General features: G+C 57.8%; 17 protein-coding genes. 13 read left to right on the top strand and 4 right to left on the bottom strand.

From position 1 onward, the window contains the following. From K6958_RS04700 to K6958_RS04735, 8 genes are all read left to right on the top strand, one after another. The gene (locus tag K6958_RS04700) at positions 1 to 666 is read left to right on the top strand and encodes an amino acid ABC transporter permease (protein WP_249893570.1); all 666 of its coding nucleotides are present in this window, start codon (positions 1 to 3) and stop codon (positions 664 to 666) included. Further along, on the top strand, positions 663 to 1,319 hold the full coding sequence (locus K6958_RS04705; protein ID WP_249894599.1) for an amino acid ABC transporter permease: 657 nt from the start codon (positions 663 to 665) through the stop codon (positions 1,317 to 1,319). The genes K6958_RS04700 and K6958_RS04705 overlap by 4 nt, the downstream gene beginning before the upstream one ends. Beyond that, a complete protein-coding gene (locus tag K6958_RS04710; RefSeq protein WP_249893571.1) occupies positions 1,300 to 2,037 on the top strand; it encodes an amino acid ABC transporter ATP-binding protein in 738 nt (245 codons plus the stop codon). Before K6958_RS04705 ends, K6958_RS04710 begins: the two co-directional genes overlap by 20 nt. A 13-nt stretch (positions 2,038 to 2,050) precedes the next feature. Then, positions 2,051 to 3,292, top strand: coding sequence for a pyridoxal-phosphate-dependent aminotransferase family protein (locus tag K6958_RS04715; RefSeq protein WP_249893572.1), 1,242 nt, complete (start codon positions 2,051 to 2,053; stop codon positions 3,290 to 3,292). After that, positions 3,289 to 4,581, top strand: a complete 1,293-nt coding sequence (gene hpxK, locus K6958_RS04720) for an allantoate amidohydrolase (protein ID WP_249893573.1) — start codon at positions 3,289 to 3,291, stop codon at positions 4,579 to 4,581. Before K6958_RS04715 ends, hpxK begins: the two co-directional genes overlap by 4 nt. Next, positions 4,581 to 5,072, top strand: coding sequence for a 2-oxo-4-hydroxy-4-carboxy-5-ureidoimidazoline decarboxylase (gene uraD / locus K6958_RS04725; RefSeq protein WP_249893574.1), 492 nt, complete (start codon positions 4,581 to 4,583; stop codon positions 5,070 to 5,072). Before hpxK ends, uraD begins: the two co-directional genes overlap by 1 nt. Continuing rightward, the gene (uraH, locus tag K6958_RS04730; protein WP_249893575.1) at positions 5,069 to 5,404 is read left to right on the top strand and encodes a hydroxyisourate hydrolase; all 336 of its coding nucleotides are present in this window, start codon (positions 5,069 to 5,071) and stop codon (positions 5,402 to 5,404) included. The genes uraD and uraH overlap by 4 nt, the downstream gene beginning before the upstream one ends. Before the next feature lie 64 nt (positions 5,405 to 5,468). Then, the gene (locus K6958_RS04735) at positions 5,469 to 6,794 is read left to right on the top strand and encodes a nucleobase:cation symporter-2 family protein (protein WP_249893576.1); all 1,326 of its coding nucleotides are present in this window, start codon (positions 5,469 to 5,471) and stop codon (positions 6,792 to 6,794) included. A 221-nt stretch (positions 6,795 to 7,015) separates the two neighbouring features. Here the strand turns inward: K6958_RS04735 and K6958_RS04740 are convergent, their stop codons facing one another. Next, complete coding sequence (locus K6958_RS04740; protein ID WP_434085210.1) at positions 7,016 to 7,741, bottom strand: amidohydrolase; 726 nt, start codon at positions 7,739 to 7,741, stop codon at positions 7,016 to 7,018. Between the two features lie 32 nt (positions 7,742 to 7,773). After that, positions 7,774 to 8,934 carry a pyridoxal phosphate-dependent aminotransferase gene (locus K6958_RS04745; RefSeq protein ID WP_249893578.1) on the bottom strand — a complete coding sequence of 387 codons (1,161 nt, stop codon included), beginning with the start codon at positions 8,932 to 8,934 and terminating at the stop codon, positions 7,774 to 7,776. Positions 8,935 to 9,083: 149 nt separating this feature from the next. Between K6958_RS04745 and K6958_RS04750 the strand changes: the two genes are divergently transcribed. From K6958_RS04750 to K6958_RS04760, 3 genes are read left to right on the top strand one after another with little or no spacing between them, the layout of a single operon-like run. Beyond that, entirely contained in the window at positions 9,084 to 9,698 is a 615-nt protein-coding gene (locus K6958_RS04750; RefSeq protein WP_249893579.1) for a methylthioribulose 1-phosphate dehydratase, read from the top strand. Then, on the top strand, positions 9,695 to 10,384 hold the full coding sequence (mtnC, locus tag K6958_RS04755; RefSeq protein WP_249893580.1) for an acireductone synthase: 690 nt from the start codon (positions 9,695 to 9,697) through the stop codon (positions 10,382 to 10,384). The genes K6958_RS04750 and mtnC overlap by 4 nt, the downstream gene beginning before the upstream one ends. After that, positions 10,381 to 10,923 carry a 1,2-dihydroxy-3-keto-5-methylthiopentene dioxygenase gene (locus K6958_RS04760; protein ID WP_249893581.1) on the top strand — a complete coding sequence of 181 codons (543 nt, stop codon included), beginning with the start codon at positions 10,381 to 10,383 and terminating at the stop codon, positions 10,921 to 10,923. Before mtnC ends, K6958_RS04760 begins: the two co-directional genes overlap by 4 nt. A 9-nt stretch (positions 10,924 to 10,932) precedes the next feature. Here the strand turns inward: K6958_RS04760 and mtnA are convergent, their stop codons facing one another. Further along, the gene (gene mtnA, locus K6958_RS04765) at positions 10,933 to 11,955 is read right to left on the bottom strand and encodes an S-methyl-5-thioribose-1-phosphate isomerase (RefSeq protein ID WP_249893582.1); all 1,023 of its coding nucleotides are present in this window, start codon (positions 11,953 to 11,955) and stop codon (positions 10,933 to 10,935) included. Between the two features lie 107 nt (positions 11,956 to 12,062). Between mtnA and mtnK the strand changes: the two genes are divergently transcribed. Further along, positions 12,063 to 13,262, top strand: coding sequence for an S-methyl-5-thioribose kinase (gene mtnK / locus K6958_RS04770; RefSeq protein WP_249893583.1), 1,200 nt, complete (start codon positions 12,063 to 12,065; stop codon positions 13,260 to 13,262). Positions 13,263 to 13,412: 150 nt separating this feature from the next. Here the strand turns inward: mtnK and K6958_RS04775 are convergent, their stop codons facing one another. Further along, positions 13,413 to 14,303, bottom strand: a complete 891-nt coding sequence (locus tag K6958_RS04775) for a sugar-binding transcriptional regulator (protein WP_434085211.1) — start codon at positions 14,301 to 14,303, stop codon at positions 13,413 to 13,415. 265 nt (positions 14,304 to 14,568) lie between these two features. Here K6958_RS04775 and dalD point away from each other — a divergent pair, with 265 nt between their 5' ends. Further along, positions 14,569 to 15,936: a D-arabinitol 4-dehydrogenase gene (dalD, locus tag K6958_RS04780; protein WP_249893585.1), complete on the top strand. Its 1,368-nt coding sequence runs from the start codon at positions 14,569 to 14,571 to the stop codon at positions 15,934 to 15,936. Positions 15,937 to 15,945: the final 9 nt, after the last annotated feature.

Here is a 15,945-nt window from a genome sequence, read left to right on the forward strand (position 1 = left end):
ATGAGCGGGCAACTCAACTTTAGCGCGCTGTGGCCTTACTGGCCGCAGCTGCTGGCGGGGGCGTGGGTCACTATCCAACTGACCGTGCTGGCCACGCTGGGCGGCGTGGCGTTGGGCATCCTCGGCGCGGCGCTGCGCAGCGGCAAACCGAACTGGCTGAGCCGCCTGTGGGGCGGCTATGTCGAGCTGATCCGCAACACACCATTTGTGGTGCAGCTCTTTTTTATCGTCTTCGGCCTGCCGGCGACCGGGCTGAAGCTGACGGCGGGAGAAGCGGCGCTGTTGGCGATGCTGATCAATCTCGGCGCCTACAGCACCGAGATTATCCGCGCCGGCATTCAGGCGACGCCGAAAGGACAGTGGGAGGCGGGGCGCGTGCTAGGGCTGAGCTATACGCAAACCTTTCTGCGCATCGTGCTGCCGCCCGCCATGCAGCGCATCTATCCGGCACTGGTCAGCCAGTGCATTATCGTGATGCTCGGCTCGTCGGTGGTATCGCAGGTCTCTTACGAGGAGCTGACCTTTGCCGCCAACCTGATCCAGTCACGCACCTTTTTAAGTTTTGAAGTTTATCTGGTCTCGACGCTGATCTATCTGCTGTTGTCGATGATGATGCGCCAGCTGCTGCTGGCAGCGGGCCGAAAATGGTTTGGAGCCATGCGATGAACACCTTTACCGACTGGGATATCGTGCGCAATTTGCTACTGGCGGCGCGCTGGACGGTGCTGCTATCGCTGACGGCGTTTCTTGGCGGGGCGCTGATGACGCTGCCGCTGCTGCTGCTACGCCTGACGCGCCGTCGCTGGCCGCAGCGCCTGGTGCGCGGCTATACCGAGCTGTTTCAGGGCACGCCGCTGCTGATGCAGCTATTTCTCGCCTTTTTCGGCCCGGCGCTGTTCGGCATCGACCTGTCGCCCTGGACCGCCGCCGCGCTGGCGCTAACGCTCTACAGCAGCGCCTTTCTGGTGGATATCTGGTACGGCAGCATTCGGGCGCTGCCGCCGGGACAATGGGAGGCGTCGCGCTGTCTGGGGCTACATTTCGGCCAGACGCTGCTGCGCGTTATCGCGCCGCAGACGCTGCGCATCGCCATCGCACCTACCGTCGGCTTTGCGGTACAGGTAATCAAGGGCACCGCGCTCGCGTCGATTATCGGCTTCGTCGAACTGACCAAAGCCGCCACCATTCTCACCAACGTCACCTACCAGCCGTTCCGGGTTTTCGGGCTGGTGGCGCTGGGCTATTTCCTGATGTGTTACCCGCTGTCGCGCTACAGCCAGTATCTGGAGAAGAAATGCCATGCCGCTGATCACCGTTAATCAGGTTCAGAAATATTACGGCGCAAACCACGTGCTGAAGGGGGTCGATTTGGATATCGAAGGCGGCGAAGTGATTTCGATCATCGGCCGCAGCGGCTCGGGAAAAAGCACGCTGCTGCGCTGCATGAATGGGCTGGAAGGGTATCAGGAAGGCAGCATCAAACTGGGCGGCATGACCGTGACCGATCGCGAATCGCAGGCGCGCGAAATCAGCCGCTCGGTGGGGATGGTCTTTCAGAGCTTTAACCTTTTCCCCCATATGACGGCGCTGGAGAACGTGATGCTGGCGCCGCGCCGGGTGCTGAAGATGAAACCGAACGAGTGCCGGGCACTGGCGCGGCAGATGCTGGAAAAAGTGGGGCTGGGCGATCGCATCGACTACTACCCGTCGAACCTCTCCGGCGGTCAGCAGCAGCGGGTGGCAATCGCCCGCGCGCTGGCAATGAAGCCGAAAGTGCTGCTTTGCGACGAGATCACCTCCGCGCTCGATCCCGAGTTGGTAGGCGAAGTGCTGAAAGTGCTGGAGCAGCTGGCAGCGGAAGGCATGACGCTGATCCTCGTGACCCATGAAATGAATTTCGCTCGTGAAGTGGGCGACCGCGTGGTGTTTATGCACCAGGGGCGCGTCTGGGAGCAGGGCGAGAGCAAAACGCTGTTCGCCAGCCCACAGACAGCAGAGCTGAAACAGTTTATCTCTTCAGTTCGCGGACTTAACTGATAAGGAACAACGCATGGATATCTCCCAATTCGATCAAATCAATCCACCGCCGCGCCTGCTGATGGGGCCGGGACCGATTAATGCCGATCCGCGTGTGCTGCGCGCTATGTCGACGCAGCTGATCGGCCAGTACGATCCGGCGATGACGCAGTACATGAATGAGGTGATGACGCTGTATCGCGGCGTTTTTCGCACCGAGAACCGCTGGACGATGCTGATTGACGGTACCTCTCGCGCCGGTATCGAGGCGATCCTGCTGTCGGCGATCCGCCCGGGCGATAAGGTTCTGGTGCCGGTGTTTGGTCGTTTTGGCCATTTGCTGTGTGAGATTGCGCGTCGCTGCCAGGCCGAAGTGCACACTATCGAGGTGCCATGGGGCGAAGTCTTTACGCCAGACCAGATTGAAGACGCCATCAAGCGCGTGCGTCCGCGTCTGCTGCTGACGGTACAGGGCGATACCTCAACCACCATGCTGCAACCGCTGGCGGAGCTGGGAGCGATTTGTCAGCGCTACGGGGTGCTGTTTTATACCGACGCCACCGCTTCGCTGGGCGGCAACCCGCTGGAGAGCGATGCCTGGGGGCTGGATGCGGTATCGGCCGGTATGCAGAAATGCCTGGGCGGCCCGTCTGGCACCGCGCCGATTACGCTCAGCCCACGCATGGAAGAGGTGATCCGCAAGCGTAAGCGTGTAGAAGAGGGGATTCGTACCGCCGAGCATCAGGACGGCGACGACCAGATGATTTTGTCCAACTATTTCGACCTCGGCATGATTATGGATTACTGGGGGCCGGAGCGGCTGAACCACCATACCGAAGCGACTACCGCGCTGTTTGGCGCCCGTGAATGCGCCCGCTTAATTCTGCAGGAGGGGCTGGATAACACTATTGCGCGTCATCAGCTGCACGGCGAGGCGCTATTGTCCGGCATTCAGGCAATGGGGCTGGAGGTATTTGGCGACGTGCGACACAAGATGAACAATGTGCTGGGTGTGGTGATCCCGGCGGGCATCAACGGCGAGCAGGTACGCAAGCTGATGCTGGAAGATTTCGCCATTGAAATCGGCACCTCTTTTGGCCCGCTGATCGGCAAGGTTTGGCGTATCGGCACCATGGGATATAACGCGCGTAAAGATTGCGTGATGCAGACGTTGAGCGCGCTGGAAGCGGTGCTGAATCATCTGGGCTTTAAAAGCGTTCAGGGCGCGGCGCTGCAGGCCGCGTGGGAACGCTATGCCAGCGAGGGCCGCCTATGAGTTATCTGATGGACGCTTACGGGGCGGAGCAGGCGGCCGCCCGCGTGCTGGCGCGTTGTGACGCGCTGGCGCAGATCAGCGAAAGCCCGGATGGCCTGACGCGGGTTTATCTTTCGCCGGAGCATTTGCAGGCTAACGCGCTTGTCGGTGAGTGGATGCAGGCGGCGGGCATGCGCGTCTGGCAGGATGCGGTAGGCAATATCTGTGGCCGCTATGAAGGCGCGGAGCCGGGTGCGCAGGCGCTGCTGTTGGGCTCGCATCTGGATACGGTGCGCAACGCCGGGCGCTATGACGGCATGCTGGGCGTGCTGAGCGCGATTGAAATTGTTAGCTGGCTACATCAGCAGCGGCGACGTCTGCCGCTGGCGATTGAGGTGGTTGGCTTTGGCGATGAAGAGGGCACCCGCTTCGGCATTACTTTGCTGGGCAGCCGGGGGCTGACCGGCAGCTGGCCGGAGAGCTGGCCAGCCGTAGCTGACGGCAACTCTATTACCGTCGCGCAGGCGATGGAGGATGTGGGGTTGGATGCGGCCCATATTGGCAAGGCCGCGCGCGCGCCGGAAGAGATTGCCGCCTATCTGGAGCTGCATATTGAACAGGGACCGTGCCTGGAGCGGGCCGATCTGGCGCTGGGCGTGGTAACGGCGATTAACGGTGCGCGCCGCCTGAGCTGCCGTTTTCAGGGCGAAGCAGGGCACGCCGGCACCGTGCCGATGGCGCAGCGCAAAGATGCGCTGGTCGCCGCCGCCGAATGGGTGATGGATATTGAACAGACCACCTGCCGCTTTGGGCAGCAGCGCGTCGCTACCGTCGGCACCCTGCAATGTCCTTCCGGCGCGGTGAATGTGATCCCAGGCGAGGTAGAGCTTTCTTTGGATGTGCGCGGCCCGGATGATATGCAGCTGGCGGAACTGCTGGCTGAGCTGCTGATACAGGGCGAAGCGATAGCGCAGCGGCGCGGCGTCACCTTTCAGGCTACGGAGTATTACGCGATCAACGCCACCGTCTGTGATGTCGGGTTACAGCAGGCGCTAAGCGAGGCGGTAACACAGGTGCAGGGGCGCTCGCTCTCTTTACCCAGCGGCGCCGGGCACGATGCTATCGCCATCGCCGAGCGCTGGCCGGTCGGCATGCTGTTTGTGCGCTGCGCCGGTGGCGTCAGCCATCATCCGGCCGAGGCGGTCAGCCAGCCCGACGTGGCGCAGGCGGTACGGGCCGCGCTGCTGGCGGTAGAACACTTCGCTGCTGGTTTTACGTCGCTGACGGCGCCAGCCCAGGAGGCGGTGTGATGACGCTTTCACAATTTAATCAGCTTTCCGCTGAACAGGCGCAGGCCGCGCTGGCGCACTGCGTAGCGATTAAGCGCTGGCAGCAGGCGATGGTCGCGGCGCGTCCGTATGCCTCGGCAAAGGCGCTTTATCAGCAGGCGCGTTTGCTGGCGGAAACCTGGGGAGACGAGGATTTTACGCAGGCGCTGGCGGCGCATCCGCGCATTGGCGAGCGGGCCAGCGGAGAAGATAAAGAGGCAGCGCTGTCGCGGCAGGAGCAGGCTGCGGTTGGGGACGATGCAGAGCTACAGCAGGCGCTGCGCGAGGGCAATGGTGATTATGAGCAGCGTTTTGGCCATCTGTTTTTGATTCGCGCCAAAGGGCGCAGCGGTCAGGAGATGCTGGCGGAGCTGCGGCGGCGTTTGGCCAATACGCCTGCTCAGGAGCAGGAAGAAGCGTTAGCCCAGCTGCGTGAGATTACCCTGTTGCGTTTAGAGGAGAGTATCGCATGAGTTCGATATCCACCCATATTCTTGATACCGCGCTGGGCACGCCGGCTGCGGCGGTTAACGTGACGCTGGAGCAGTGCAGCACCGAAGGGTGGCTGAGGTTAACTCAGGCGCAGACCGATGCGGATGGCCGTATTAAGAGTCTGATGACGGAGCCGCTGACGCCGGGCCACTATCGTTTAACGGCGGAGATTGGTGATTATTTTGCCGGTGGCGGACGCGATGCGCTGTATGTCAGCGCGCAGATCGATTTCGTTATTGCGCAGGCGGGCAGTCACTATCATTTGCCGTTTTTGATTTCCCCCTGGAGCTGGTCAACCTATCGCGGCAGCTGAACGGTCGCGTTGATTTCCCGTCTGTCCGGTGTTGTACCGGCCCGCAACAGCAAAAGGTATCAAGATGAACGAGAATCGCGTCAGACCTGAAGATACGCGTTACCCGCTGGGTAAGACTTTCGCCTGGGGAATGCAGCATGTGTTGACCATGTACGGCGGCATTATCGCGCCGCCGTTGATTATCGGCAGCGCCGCCGGGCTTTCCGCGACGGATATTGGACTGTTGATTACCGCCGCGCTGTTTGTCAGCGGCGTGGCGACGCTGTTGCAGTCGCTGGGTTTGCCGGGGTTCGGCGCGCGCTTGCCGCTGGTACAGGGCGTTTCTTTTGCCAGCGTTTCCACGCTGGTAGGGATCGCTTCCGGCGCCGGCGGGTTGCCGGTGGTTGCCGGCGCGATTATTGGCTCGGCGCTGTTTGGGTTGTTGATTGCGCCTTTTTTCGCGCATGTGATCCGCTTTTTCCCGCCGCTGGTGACCGGTACGGTGATTACGGTAATCGGGCTATCGCTGATGCCGGTAGCGGCGCGCTGGGCAATGGGCGGCAATGCAAAAGCGGCGGACTGGGGATCGCCGGAGAATATCGGGCTGGCGGCCTTGACGCTGGCGCTGGTTTTGCTGTTAAGCAAGGTGGGCGGCGGCGGGCTGAAGCGGCTGGCGGTACTGTTGGCGATGGCGCTTGGCACGTTGCTGGCGGCAACAACGGGCAAGGCGGATTTTTCCGGGGTAATGCGCGGCGATTTTTTCGCGCTGCCGGGCATACTGAGTTTTGGCCTGCCGCAGTTCGACCTGGCGGCGATGTTGTCGATGGTATTGATTGTGCTGGTGTTGCTGACGGAGACCACCGCCGGGCTGATGGCGATTGGCGAGATTGTCGGGACGCCGGTTGATGAGAAGCGTATCGCGCGCGGTTTACGCGCCGATATGTTAACCAGCGCGCTGTCGCCGCTGTTCAATTCGTTTCCGCAGAGCGCTTTCGCGCAGAATATCGGTTTGGTGGCGATGACCGGCATTAAGAGCCGGTTTGTAGTGGCCGCAGGCGGCGTGATTTTGATTTTGCTGGGGCTGCTGCCGGTGTTAGGCAGAGTAATTGCAGCCATTCCGCTGCCGGTGTTGGGCGGGGCCGGCGTGGTGTTGTTTGGCACGGTTGCCGCCAGCGGGATCCGCACGCTGGCGAAGGTGGATTATAAGGACAATATGAATTTGGTGATTGTCGCCACTGCTATCGCTTTCGGCACGATTCCGGTAGTGATGCCGGGCTTTTACGATCGCTTTCCTGGCTGGGTGCAGACGCTATTGCATTCCGGCATTAGCGCCGCCTGTTTGGTTTCCGTGCTGCTGAATGCGTTGTTTAATCCGTTGCCGAAGCGGCTGGTGGTGGCGGATCGGGGTTGAGCCGTATGGTCTGAAGGTTAGCGGGGCGACAGCGGCGGGTTGGCGTGGCCTGGCTGGTTCCGGGGGCGTCAGCGGTGGGCGGCCGTTCCGTAAAGACGCAAAAAGCGTCATCCCTGACAGCTCGGCCCGCGCCTTCCATGGCGCGGGACGCTTTACTCCACCGTCCGCCCGCCGCTTCCCATACTATCGAGTTGTCCGTTTGCCGCTTCCCATCCAGCTATTTAACGCCAGTCAAACGCGTCGGCATCACGCCAGGCCGGGAAGCGCTCGCGATATGCCCGCAGCTCTTCCAGCGATAGCTCGGCATGTAACACCGCCGGCTGATGCGCTTCGCCGCGGTCCAGGATGATTCCCTGCGGAGAAATAATCTGGCTATCGCCACTGTAGCGCAGCGACTTGCCATCCTCGCCTACGCGGTTGCAGCCGGCAACGTAAGCCTGGTTTTCGATCGCGCGCGCCATCAGCAGCGCCTGCCAGTGATGAGTGCGCGCCTCCGGCCAGTTGGCGACATACAGCGCCAGATCGTAATCATCGCGGTTACGGGAAAACACCGGAAAACGCAGGTCATAGCAAACCTGCGGCAGAATACGCCAGCCGCGCCATTCCACAATTTCACGCCTATTGCCCGCCACATAATGGTGATGCTCATCGCCCATGCGGAATAGGTGGCGCTTATCGTACTGGTGGACACGGCCGTCCGGCTCCACCAGCAGAAAACGATTCACCGCGCCCTGTTCTGTTTGCAGCGCCGCGCTACCGCCTACCAGCGCGTTAAGCCGACGCGCATGCTGAGCCAGCCAGGCAACTACCCGATCCTGCGGCAACGATTCACGCGCCGCCTCCATGGCAAAGCCGGTAGTAAACATTTCCGGCAGCACGATAACATCGCAGCCGGAAAGCGACGCCAGCTGCGTATCAAAATGGGCGAGATTCGCCTCGCCATCCATCCATACCAGCGGCTGTTGTAACAGTGAGAGAGTTAAATTTGACACAGGCGCTCCGCAGCGGCGATCAGGGTACTTTCCTGCTTGGCAAAACAAAGACGAATCAAACGATGAGGAAAGGCTCCGGCGCAAAACACCGACAGTGGAATCGCCGCCACGCCGACTTCCTCGGTCAGCCAGCGGCAGAAACTGACATCATCCAGATCGGAGATAGCGCTGTAATCCGCCAGCAGAAAATAGGTGCCCTCGCAGGGCAGGATATGAAAACGGCTACCGCTTAGCGCCTGCACAAAACTATCGCGACGCGCCTGATAAAACGCAGGCAGATCGCGGTAATGCTCCGGCTCGGCGCGCAGCATATCGGCCAGCGCCAGCTGCGCCGGCGTGTTCACCGCAAAGGTCAGGTATTGATGCACCTTGCGGATCTCAGCGCTTAACGGCGCGGGCGCCACACAGTAACCCACTTTCCAGCCGGTCATATGGTAAGTCTTGCCAAAAGAGGAGACGGCTATCGCCCGCTCGCGCAACTGCGGATGGGCTAACACGCTATGATGGCCCTCGGCGGTAAAGCAGATATGTTCATACACTTCATCGCTCAGCACATAAATCTCTTCATCGGCAATCTCCTGCCACAGCGCGTCAAAGTCGCTCTGCTGCCAGACGGTGGCGGAAGGATTGTGCGGCGTATTGAGAATAACCAGCCGGGTGCGCGGCGACAGCAGCTGGCGAAATGCTGGCCAGTCAACGCGAAAGGCGGGCGGCTGCAGCGTCAGACGTTTCATTATGCCACCGGAGAGCGTAACGGCTGGGGCATAGCTGTCATAGCTGGGATCGAAACAGATCACCTCATCGCCCGGACGCACCAGCGCGGTAATGGCGGCGTATAACGCCTCGGTAGCGCCAGCGGTAACGGTAATCTCGTCGTTGGCGTCAGGATAGTGACCGTAGAGCGCCGCCGTTTTATCGGCAATCGCTTCACGCAGCGCCGCTACGCCGGTCATCGGCGCGTATTGGTTCGCGCCCTGGCTAACGTGATGTGCCAGCCGTTGCTGCAAGTAACGCGGACCGTCAAAATCGGGAAACCCCTGCGAGAGATTAATCGCGTTGTGCTGCTGCGCCAGCGCGCTCATCTGAGTAAAAATGGTGGTGCCGAGCGACGGCAGCTTACTTTCTGGAATCAATGGGTTAGAACGCATAACTAGCTCACCTTCAGTGCGGGTAGCGGCCCGGTGTTACGGCTGTGTTGAGCCACTATAATCATGATGTTAGTATTTGGCAATCAAGACGGGTAGACGTCTAAATGCGAAGTTTCCCCCGCAACGGCGAGGCCGATAAAAGGAGCGCAATGACAGTAACTCTACAACTGGCGCAGCTGGTGGCTGCCTGCCACTGGATTGGACAACAGGGTTGGGCACCGGCGACCGGCGGCAATATGTCGGTACGCGCCGGGGAAGGGGTTTGCCTGCTCAGCGAATCCGGCAAGGACAAAGGCAGCCTGACCGCCGCTGATTTTATCGAGGTCGATATCGCCAGCGGCCAGGCGCCGTCAGGGCGCAAACCCTCTGCCGAAACCGGCCTGCACACGCTTATCTATCGGCTGTTTCCGGAAGCGGGTGCGGTATTGCATACTCACAGCGTGAACAGCACCGTGCTGTCACGAATTGAAAAGGGAACGGCGCTGCGGCTGCAGGGCTATGAAATGCAAAAGTCGCTCTCCGGGCAGACCAGCCATCTGGATAGCGTGGCGATTGCGCTGTTTGATAACGACCAGGATATCGCTGCGCTGGCGGCACGCATTGAAGACTGGGCGCAAACCCACTCCTTGCGTTACGGCTTTCTGCTGCGCGGGCATGGCCTGACCTGCTGGGGCCGGGATGTGCAGGAGGCGCGTCGCCATCTGGAAGGGCTGGAGTTCTTGTTTAATTGTGAAATGCAACGCCGTTTGCTGGAGAGATCATGATCCGCGCGATTGTTACCGATATTGAAGGCACTACCAGCGACATCCGCTTTGTGCATAACGTTCTGTTTCCCTGGGCGCGCCAGCATCTGGCGCAATATCTGCGTACGCATATGGCCGATCCGGCGGTGGCCGCCGCGCTGGACGAGTTGCGCCAGGAGATCGCTCAGCCGCAGGCGGAGACGGAACAGCTGATCGATGTGCTCTACCGCTTTATGGATGAAGACCGCAAGTCCACCGCGTTAAAAGCGCTGCAGGGCATGATCTGGCGCAGCGGCTACCTCAACGGCGATTTTACCGGGCATCTCTACCCCGACGTCTTGCCGGCGTTAAAAAAGTGGCACGAACAGGGGATTTCCCTGTACGTTTATTCGTCTGGCTCGGTTGCTGCGCAAAAGCTGCTGTTCGGCTATAGCGATCAGGGCGATATTACGGCGCTGTTCAGCGGTTACTTCGATACCCATGTCGGGGCCAAACGTGAGGTGAGCGCTTACCAAAATATTGCCCGCCAGATTAACCTGCCCGCCAGCGCGCTGCTGTTCCTGTCTGATATTCGTCAGGAGCTGGATGCCGCGCAGCAGGCTGGTTGGCAGACTTTGCAGTTAATTCGCGGCGAAGCGGATAATGAGAGCGTCCATCGCCAGGTAAACCGTTTTGATCAGATTAAGCTGGAGCTGTTTTCCTTATGAGTGAATTGACCATCTATACCGAAACAGAAACCACGGTGCCGGTGTGGCACAGCACCGATCCAGAGGCGATTCGCGATCAGCTGAACGCGCGCGGCGTCCGCTTTGAGCGCTGGGAAGCCAACCGTGAGCTGGGCGAAAATCCCGACGCAGAGACCGTGATTAACGCTTACCAGCATGCGATCGATCGGCTGGTGGCGGAAAAGGGCTATCAGAGTTGGGACGTGATCAGCATGCGCGCCGATAATCCGCAAAAAGAGACGCTGCGCACCAAATTCCTGGCGGAGCATACGCATGCAGAAGATGAAGTGCGCTTTTTTGTCGAAGGGGCCGGGCTGTTCTGCTTGCATCTGGAGGGGCGCGTCTATCAGGTGCTGTGCGAGAAAAACGATCTGATCTCCGTACCGGCTGGCACGCCGCACTGGTTTGATATGGGATCGAACCCGCACTTTACCGCGATCCGTATTTTCGATAATCAGGAAGGGTGGATCGCCAACTTTACCGGCGATCCGATTGCCGTGACCTATCCACGCTTGCCCTGATGGCGCGTTTTACCGCGGCTGGAAATAACCGGCCGCCACCTCTTGCGGCGTGACCACGCCGGTATCCAACACCCAGCCGCTAATCAGTTCCGCAGGCGTGACGTCGAACGCCGGATTCCACACCTGCGTATTTTCCGGTGCCCACTGTAGCTGACCAAAGCTGCCGGATACGCCGGTCACCTCGCAGGCGGCGCGCTGCTCAATCGGAATGGCGCTGCCGTCCGGGCAGTGCGGATCAAGCGTGGTATGCGGCGCCGCCACGTAAAAAGGGATCTGGTGATAGCGTGCCAGCACCGCCAGGCTGTAGGTGCCGATTTTGTTAGCGACATCGCCGTTGGCGGCAATGCGATCGGCGCCGACCCAGATGGCATCCACCTGTTTTTGCGCCATCAGTGCCGCCGCCATTGAATCGCAGATTAAGCGGTTGGGAATGCCCAGCTCAGCCAGTTCCCAGGCGGTTAGGCGGCCTCCCTGCAGCAGCGGGCGCGTTTCATCCACCCAGACCTGTTCGATTTTCCCCTGCTGAAAGGCGCGCGTGATAACGCCGATGGCGGTGCCGACGCCGGCGGTCGCCAGCCCGCCGGTGTTGCAGTGGGTTAATACCCGACTGCCGGGCGTAACCAGTTCGCTGCCCGCCTGAGCGATGCTATCGCATAACGCTTTATCTTCTTCTACCAGCCGCAGCGCCTCGGCGCTGAGCGCCGCCACAAACTCTTCCTGCGCTAACGCCTGCTTCATGCGATCCAGATTGTTCATCAAGTTGACGGCGGTAGGGCGGGCGGCGCGCAACACCTCCAGTGCCTGGCTCAGCTCGCTTTTGGCCATGCCGTTTTCCGCCAGCAGCGCCAGCAGCAGACTGGCGGAGAGGCCAATCAGCGGCGCACCGCGCACCCGCAGCGCATGAATATGATCGACCAGCGCCGTAACGCTGCTCGCGTCCAGCCAGTTTTTTTGCTGCGGCAGAGCCTGCTGATCGAGGATCCACAGCTGGTTATCGCGCACCTGCAGACTGGTGGTATGAAGAGTTTGCATAACAGTGAAATCCATGTTGCGTTAATGCAGCATATTGTGCCAACATGCGGAACGGAAGTATAGACGTCTGAACGGCTTTTACTACAGATTTGCAGAGGAAACGGATCATGTCGCAATACCGGACGTTCACTGCCGCCGATGCGGTGGAATATGCGCAACGATTTGGCGGGCTAAGCGATGCTTCTTCGCTGGTGACGGCTGAAGAAGTCGGTGACGGTAACCTTAATCTGGTATTTAAAATCTTCGATCGTGACGGCAACAGCCGCATTGTGGTGAAACAGGCGCTGCCTTATGTGCGCTGTGTAGGTGAGTCCTGGCCGTTAACGCTGGAGCGGGCGCGGCTGGAGGCGGAAACGCTGGTGGAACACTATCGTCATTGCCCGCAGCATACGGTAAAAGTCGTGCATTACGATGCCGATCTGGCGGTAATGGTGATGGAAGATCTCTCCAGCCATCGCATCTGGCGTGGCGAGCTGGTGCAGGGACGCGACTATCCGCAGGCGACGCGTCAGTTGGGGGAATACCTGGCACAAACGCTGTTCCATACCTCTGATTTCTATCTGCATCCCCACGAAAAAAAGGCGCGCGTTATCCGCTTTACCAATCCTGAAATGTGCGAAATCACTGAGGATCTCTTTTTCACCGATCCCTATGAAGATCACCCGCGTAACGATTACCCGGCGCAGCTGGAAGCTGACGTGGCGGCGTTACGCCATGATGAACGGCTGCGTAATGAGGTTGCCGGGCTAAAGCATCGCTTTTTTTCTCATGCTGAAGCGCATCTGCACGGTGATATTCACAGTGGTTCCATTTTTGTTGCCGAGGGTAGCCTGAAGGCGATCGATGCTGAGTTTGGCTATTTTGGGCCGGTCGGTTTTGACGTTGGGACTGCGCTGGGCAACCTGCTGCTGAACTACTGCGCGCTGCCGGGCCTGTTGGCGACGCGTGAAGCCGCCGACGGGCGCGAGCAGCGCTTGCAGGATGTGCGCACCCTGTGGCTGACCTTTGCCGAACGTTTCCAGGCGTTGGCGACGGAAAAAAGCCGCGACCGCACGCTGGCCTGGCCGGACTATGTGGGCACTTATCTGAAGAAGGTGCTGACGGACAGTATCGGCTACTGCGGCAGTGAATTGATTCGCCGCACGGTAGGGATGTCGCACGTGGCCGATCTGGAAACTATTAAGGATGAAGCGATGCGCATTGACTGTATCCGTCACGCTATCAGCCTGGGGAAAACGTTAATCGTCGCCGCGCCGCATATCGATAATATCGATACGCTGATTGCCCGTATTCGACAGAACGGCTAGGGGAATAAATATATTTTTAGGGCTGATTAAAAAGAGCTGTATTGGCCATGCCCGAAGCGATATTTTCCGTTATTGCTTCGAGCGACACGAAAATTCAATGCAATGAAACTGCGCCAACGCTTAACAGCGAGGCGCGGCTGTCACCAAATCTTAACGGGTCAGTAGCCAGCGGGCGGTATGTTCATCTGTAACCAAGCCATTAATCCATTTTCCCTTTAACGCGGCAAAAATAACCGGCCGTTTATCTTCACCGCAGGCGGCTGCAATCCGGGGGCACTGGCTGCGGCGAATATCATAACTCGTGATCAATTTATTGATATCACTCTTCACAACTTCTCCGTCAGCATCAATAAAGCGTCCAAGAATTTCGCCGATAGCCCCGTGTAACGTTAGTTTCTCAAGTTGATCAAGAGTAATGAATCCATCTTTATATATCGGGCTTTCCTGTGTAAGTGCGCCGATGCCGACAAAGATAACGTCAGCTTGCTGTGCAACGTTGAGTACATTGTTGAACAGACGATTTGAACACCACATTTGATGCTCAAGGGGCGTATGTGCATAACGCGGTGCGGGCCATTGATAATAATTAGCCTGAATTTTGCTTGCCAGTAGTAAAGGCACATCATCGTAATAGTTACATTTACCCTCTGCGTCCATCGCGCTAATTAAGGCCACGCAACGTGCGTTAGGGCTGTCGAAGTCAATACGTCTAATGGTTTTTTTCAGGGTTAAACCTGAACCGATGCCGATAACTTTTTCGTTATCACTGCTCAGGTATTTTTCCATAAGTTGATAACAGCCGAAGGAAACACTGTCGAGCGTGACATCGCTGGTAAAAGCGGGCACGACATTACATTCCACTAAATCATATTTTTCTTTGAGCATCAGCGCATAGTCAAGGCAGCTGGCGACAGGGTGATTTAGACCAATGGAAACGATGCCTTCTTCTTTCGCTGCCGCTAACAGGCGTTGCACTACGGGGCGTGATGTACCCAGTTGAAGGGCTATTTCGCTCTGGTTTTGCCCCGCAATGTAATACATCCACGCGGCGCGGACCTTCTGATCCAACCGGATATTTTCTTCAGTTAGCAATCTATTCAACACCTTATGATGTAAACGGAGAGGTGAACTCTTCCGTGTGAGTGCTTGCATTTTGGCGCGTGCAGATGCTGTAGGCAACCCTATTTTAACGCTTGTTGATCAAAAGTATTTTTTTTGGTCATTTGTTCTTTTGTGACGAATAGCTCTTATATTTGATAATTGTTCTATTACATTCTTTATACAAACTGATAGGGAGAGTAACGCTATGACTACGCAAAATACCTGGTTACATATTGGCATGGGTTCTTTTCACCGCGCTCATCAGGCTTGGTATCTACACCGTTTGCTTACACAAGGTAATGCAGGCTGGCATATCGCGGCCGGTAATATTCGTAACGATGCAGAACATGTGATTGCCGCTCTGATCGCGCAACAGGGCCGATATGTATTAGAAACCGTGAGCCCTGAAGGCGAGCGGGTATACGAGGAGATAACCTCTGTTCAAAAATTGCTGCCCTGGCAGGCGGATTTACAACCTCTGATTGATGAAGGCGCGAAGCCTGAAACAAAAGTGATTGCCTTCACGGTGACGGAAGGGGGGTACTACCTGAACACTGCGCATAAATTAGCATTGGGTAATGCTGATCTGATTGATGACTTGCGGGGGAATAACAAAACGATTTATGGGGTGATTACGCGCATTCTTGAGCGACGCATGGCAAATAACGCCGGGTCGTTAACGCTGCTTAACTGCGACAACGTGCGCCATAACGGTGAGCGCTTCCATAACGGACTGGTCGAGTTTCTTACCTTGCAAGGTAAGGAGACCGTTATCAGCTGGCTGGAAGCTAATGCGACTTGCCCCAATACCATGGTAGATCGAATTACTCCGCGCCCGACGGCCGATCTGCCCGCACGCATTAAAGAGAAAACCGGTATTGATGATAAAGCGCCTGTCATGAGCGAAACCTTTATTCAGTGGGTGATTGAAAACAATTTCCACGGTGTCCGCCCTGACCTTGAAGCGGTAGGCGTGGAAATGGTTGAGTCTGTCATTCCCTATGAAGAGGCAAAAATTCGCATCCTGAATGCGTCCCATAGCTGCATCGCCTGGGCCGGAACATTGATGGGCAAAAAGTTTATTCATGAAAGTACGCTGACTGAAGCTATCTATGCCATTGCAGAGCGCTATGTCACAGAAGATGTGATTCCAAGCCTTGGGGACAATGGAATCAATTTATCGAAATACCGTGATGTTGTCCTTAAACGCTTCACCAATCCTCATATCAAAGATACCAATCAGCGTGTGGCTGCGGATGGTTTCTCTAAAATTCCGGCGATGGTTACCCCAACAATGCTCGAATGCTACCAACGAGGCGCAGTGCCACACGCCACAGCCATGCTCCCGGCATTGTTCTTTGTTTTCATGGAGCAGTGGCATCAAGGGCTACTGCCTTATGAATACCAGGACGGCATTTTAAATGCGGATGCGATACACGCCATGTTTCAGGCAGAAGATCCGATAGCACTTTTTGCCAGTGATAAAGCCCTGTTTGGGGAATTAGCCGCCCGCGACGATTTTGCCGCGCTATTGCGTGAAAAAGTTCAGGCTGTTTATGCACTGATCCGCTAAGAGGTGAAC

The sequence above is a fragment of the Mixta hanseatica genome, assembly GCF_023517775.1.
Classification (GTDB): Bacteria; Pseudomonadota; Gammaproteobacteria; order Enterobacterales; family Enterobacteriaceae; genus Mixta; species Mixta hanseatica.

Coding starts and splice junctions, on each gene's coding strand:
- K6958_RS04700 (WP_249893570.1), top strand. CDS start 1: ATGAGCGGGCAACTCAACTTTAGCGCGCTGTGGCCTTACTGGCCGCAG.
- K6958_RS04705 (WP_249894599.1), top strand. CDS start 663: ATGAACACCTTTACCGACTGGGATATCGTGCGCAATTTGCTACTGGCG.
- K6958_RS04710 (WP_249893571.1), top strand. CDS start 1,300: ATGCCGCTGATCACCGTTAATCAGGTTCAGAAATATTACGGCGCAAAC.
- K6958_RS04715 (WP_249893572.1), top strand. CDS start 2,051: ATGGATATCTCCCAATTCGATCAAATCAATCCACCGCCGCGCCTGCTG.
- hpxK (WP_249893573.1), top strand. CDS start 3,289: ATGAGTTATCTGATGGACGCTTACGGGGCGGAGCAGGCGGCCGCCCGC.
- uraD (WP_249893574.1), top strand. CDS start 4,581: ATGACGCTTTCACAATTTAATCAGCTTTCCGCTGAACAGGCGCAGGCC.
- uraH (WP_249893575.1), top strand. CDS start 5,069: ATGAGTTCGATATCCACCCATATTCTTGATACCGCGCTGGGCACGCCG.
- K6958_RS04735 (WP_249893576.1), top strand. CDS start 5,469: ATGAACGAGAATCGCGTCAGACCTGAAGATACGCGTTACCCGCTGGGT.
- K6958_RS04740 (WP_434085210.1), bottom strand. CDS start 7,741: ATGGATGGCGAGGCGAATCTCGCCCATTTTGATACGCAGCTGGCGTCG.
- K6958_RS04745 (WP_249893578.1), bottom strand. CDS start 8,934: ATGCGTTCTAACCCATTGATTCCAGAAAGTAAGCTGCCGTCGCTCGGC.
- K6958_RS04750 (WP_249893579.1), top strand. CDS start 9,084: ATGACAGTAACTCTACAACTGGCGCAGCTGGTGGCTGCCTGCCACTGG.
- mtnC (WP_249893580.1), top strand. CDS start 9,695: ATGATCCGCGCGATTGTTACCGATATTGAAGGCACTACCAGCGACATC.
- K6958_RS04760 (WP_249893581.1), top strand. CDS start 10,381: ATGAGTGAATTGACCATCTATACCGAAACAGAAACCACGGTGCCGGTG.
- mtnA (WP_249893582.1), bottom strand. CDS start 11,955: ATGCAAACTCTTCATACCACCAGTCTGCAGGTGCGCGATAACCAGCTG.
- mtnK (WP_249893583.1), top strand. CDS start 12,063: ATGTCGCAATACCGGACGTTCACTGCCGCCGATGCGGTGGAATATGCG.
- K6958_RS04775 (WP_434085211.1), bottom strand. CDS start 14,303: ATGTATTACATTGCGGGGCAAAACCAGAGCGAAATAGCCCTTCAACTG.
- dalD (WP_249893585.1), top strand. CDS start 14,569: ATGACTACGCAAAATACCTGGTTACATATTGGCATGGGTTCTTTTCAC.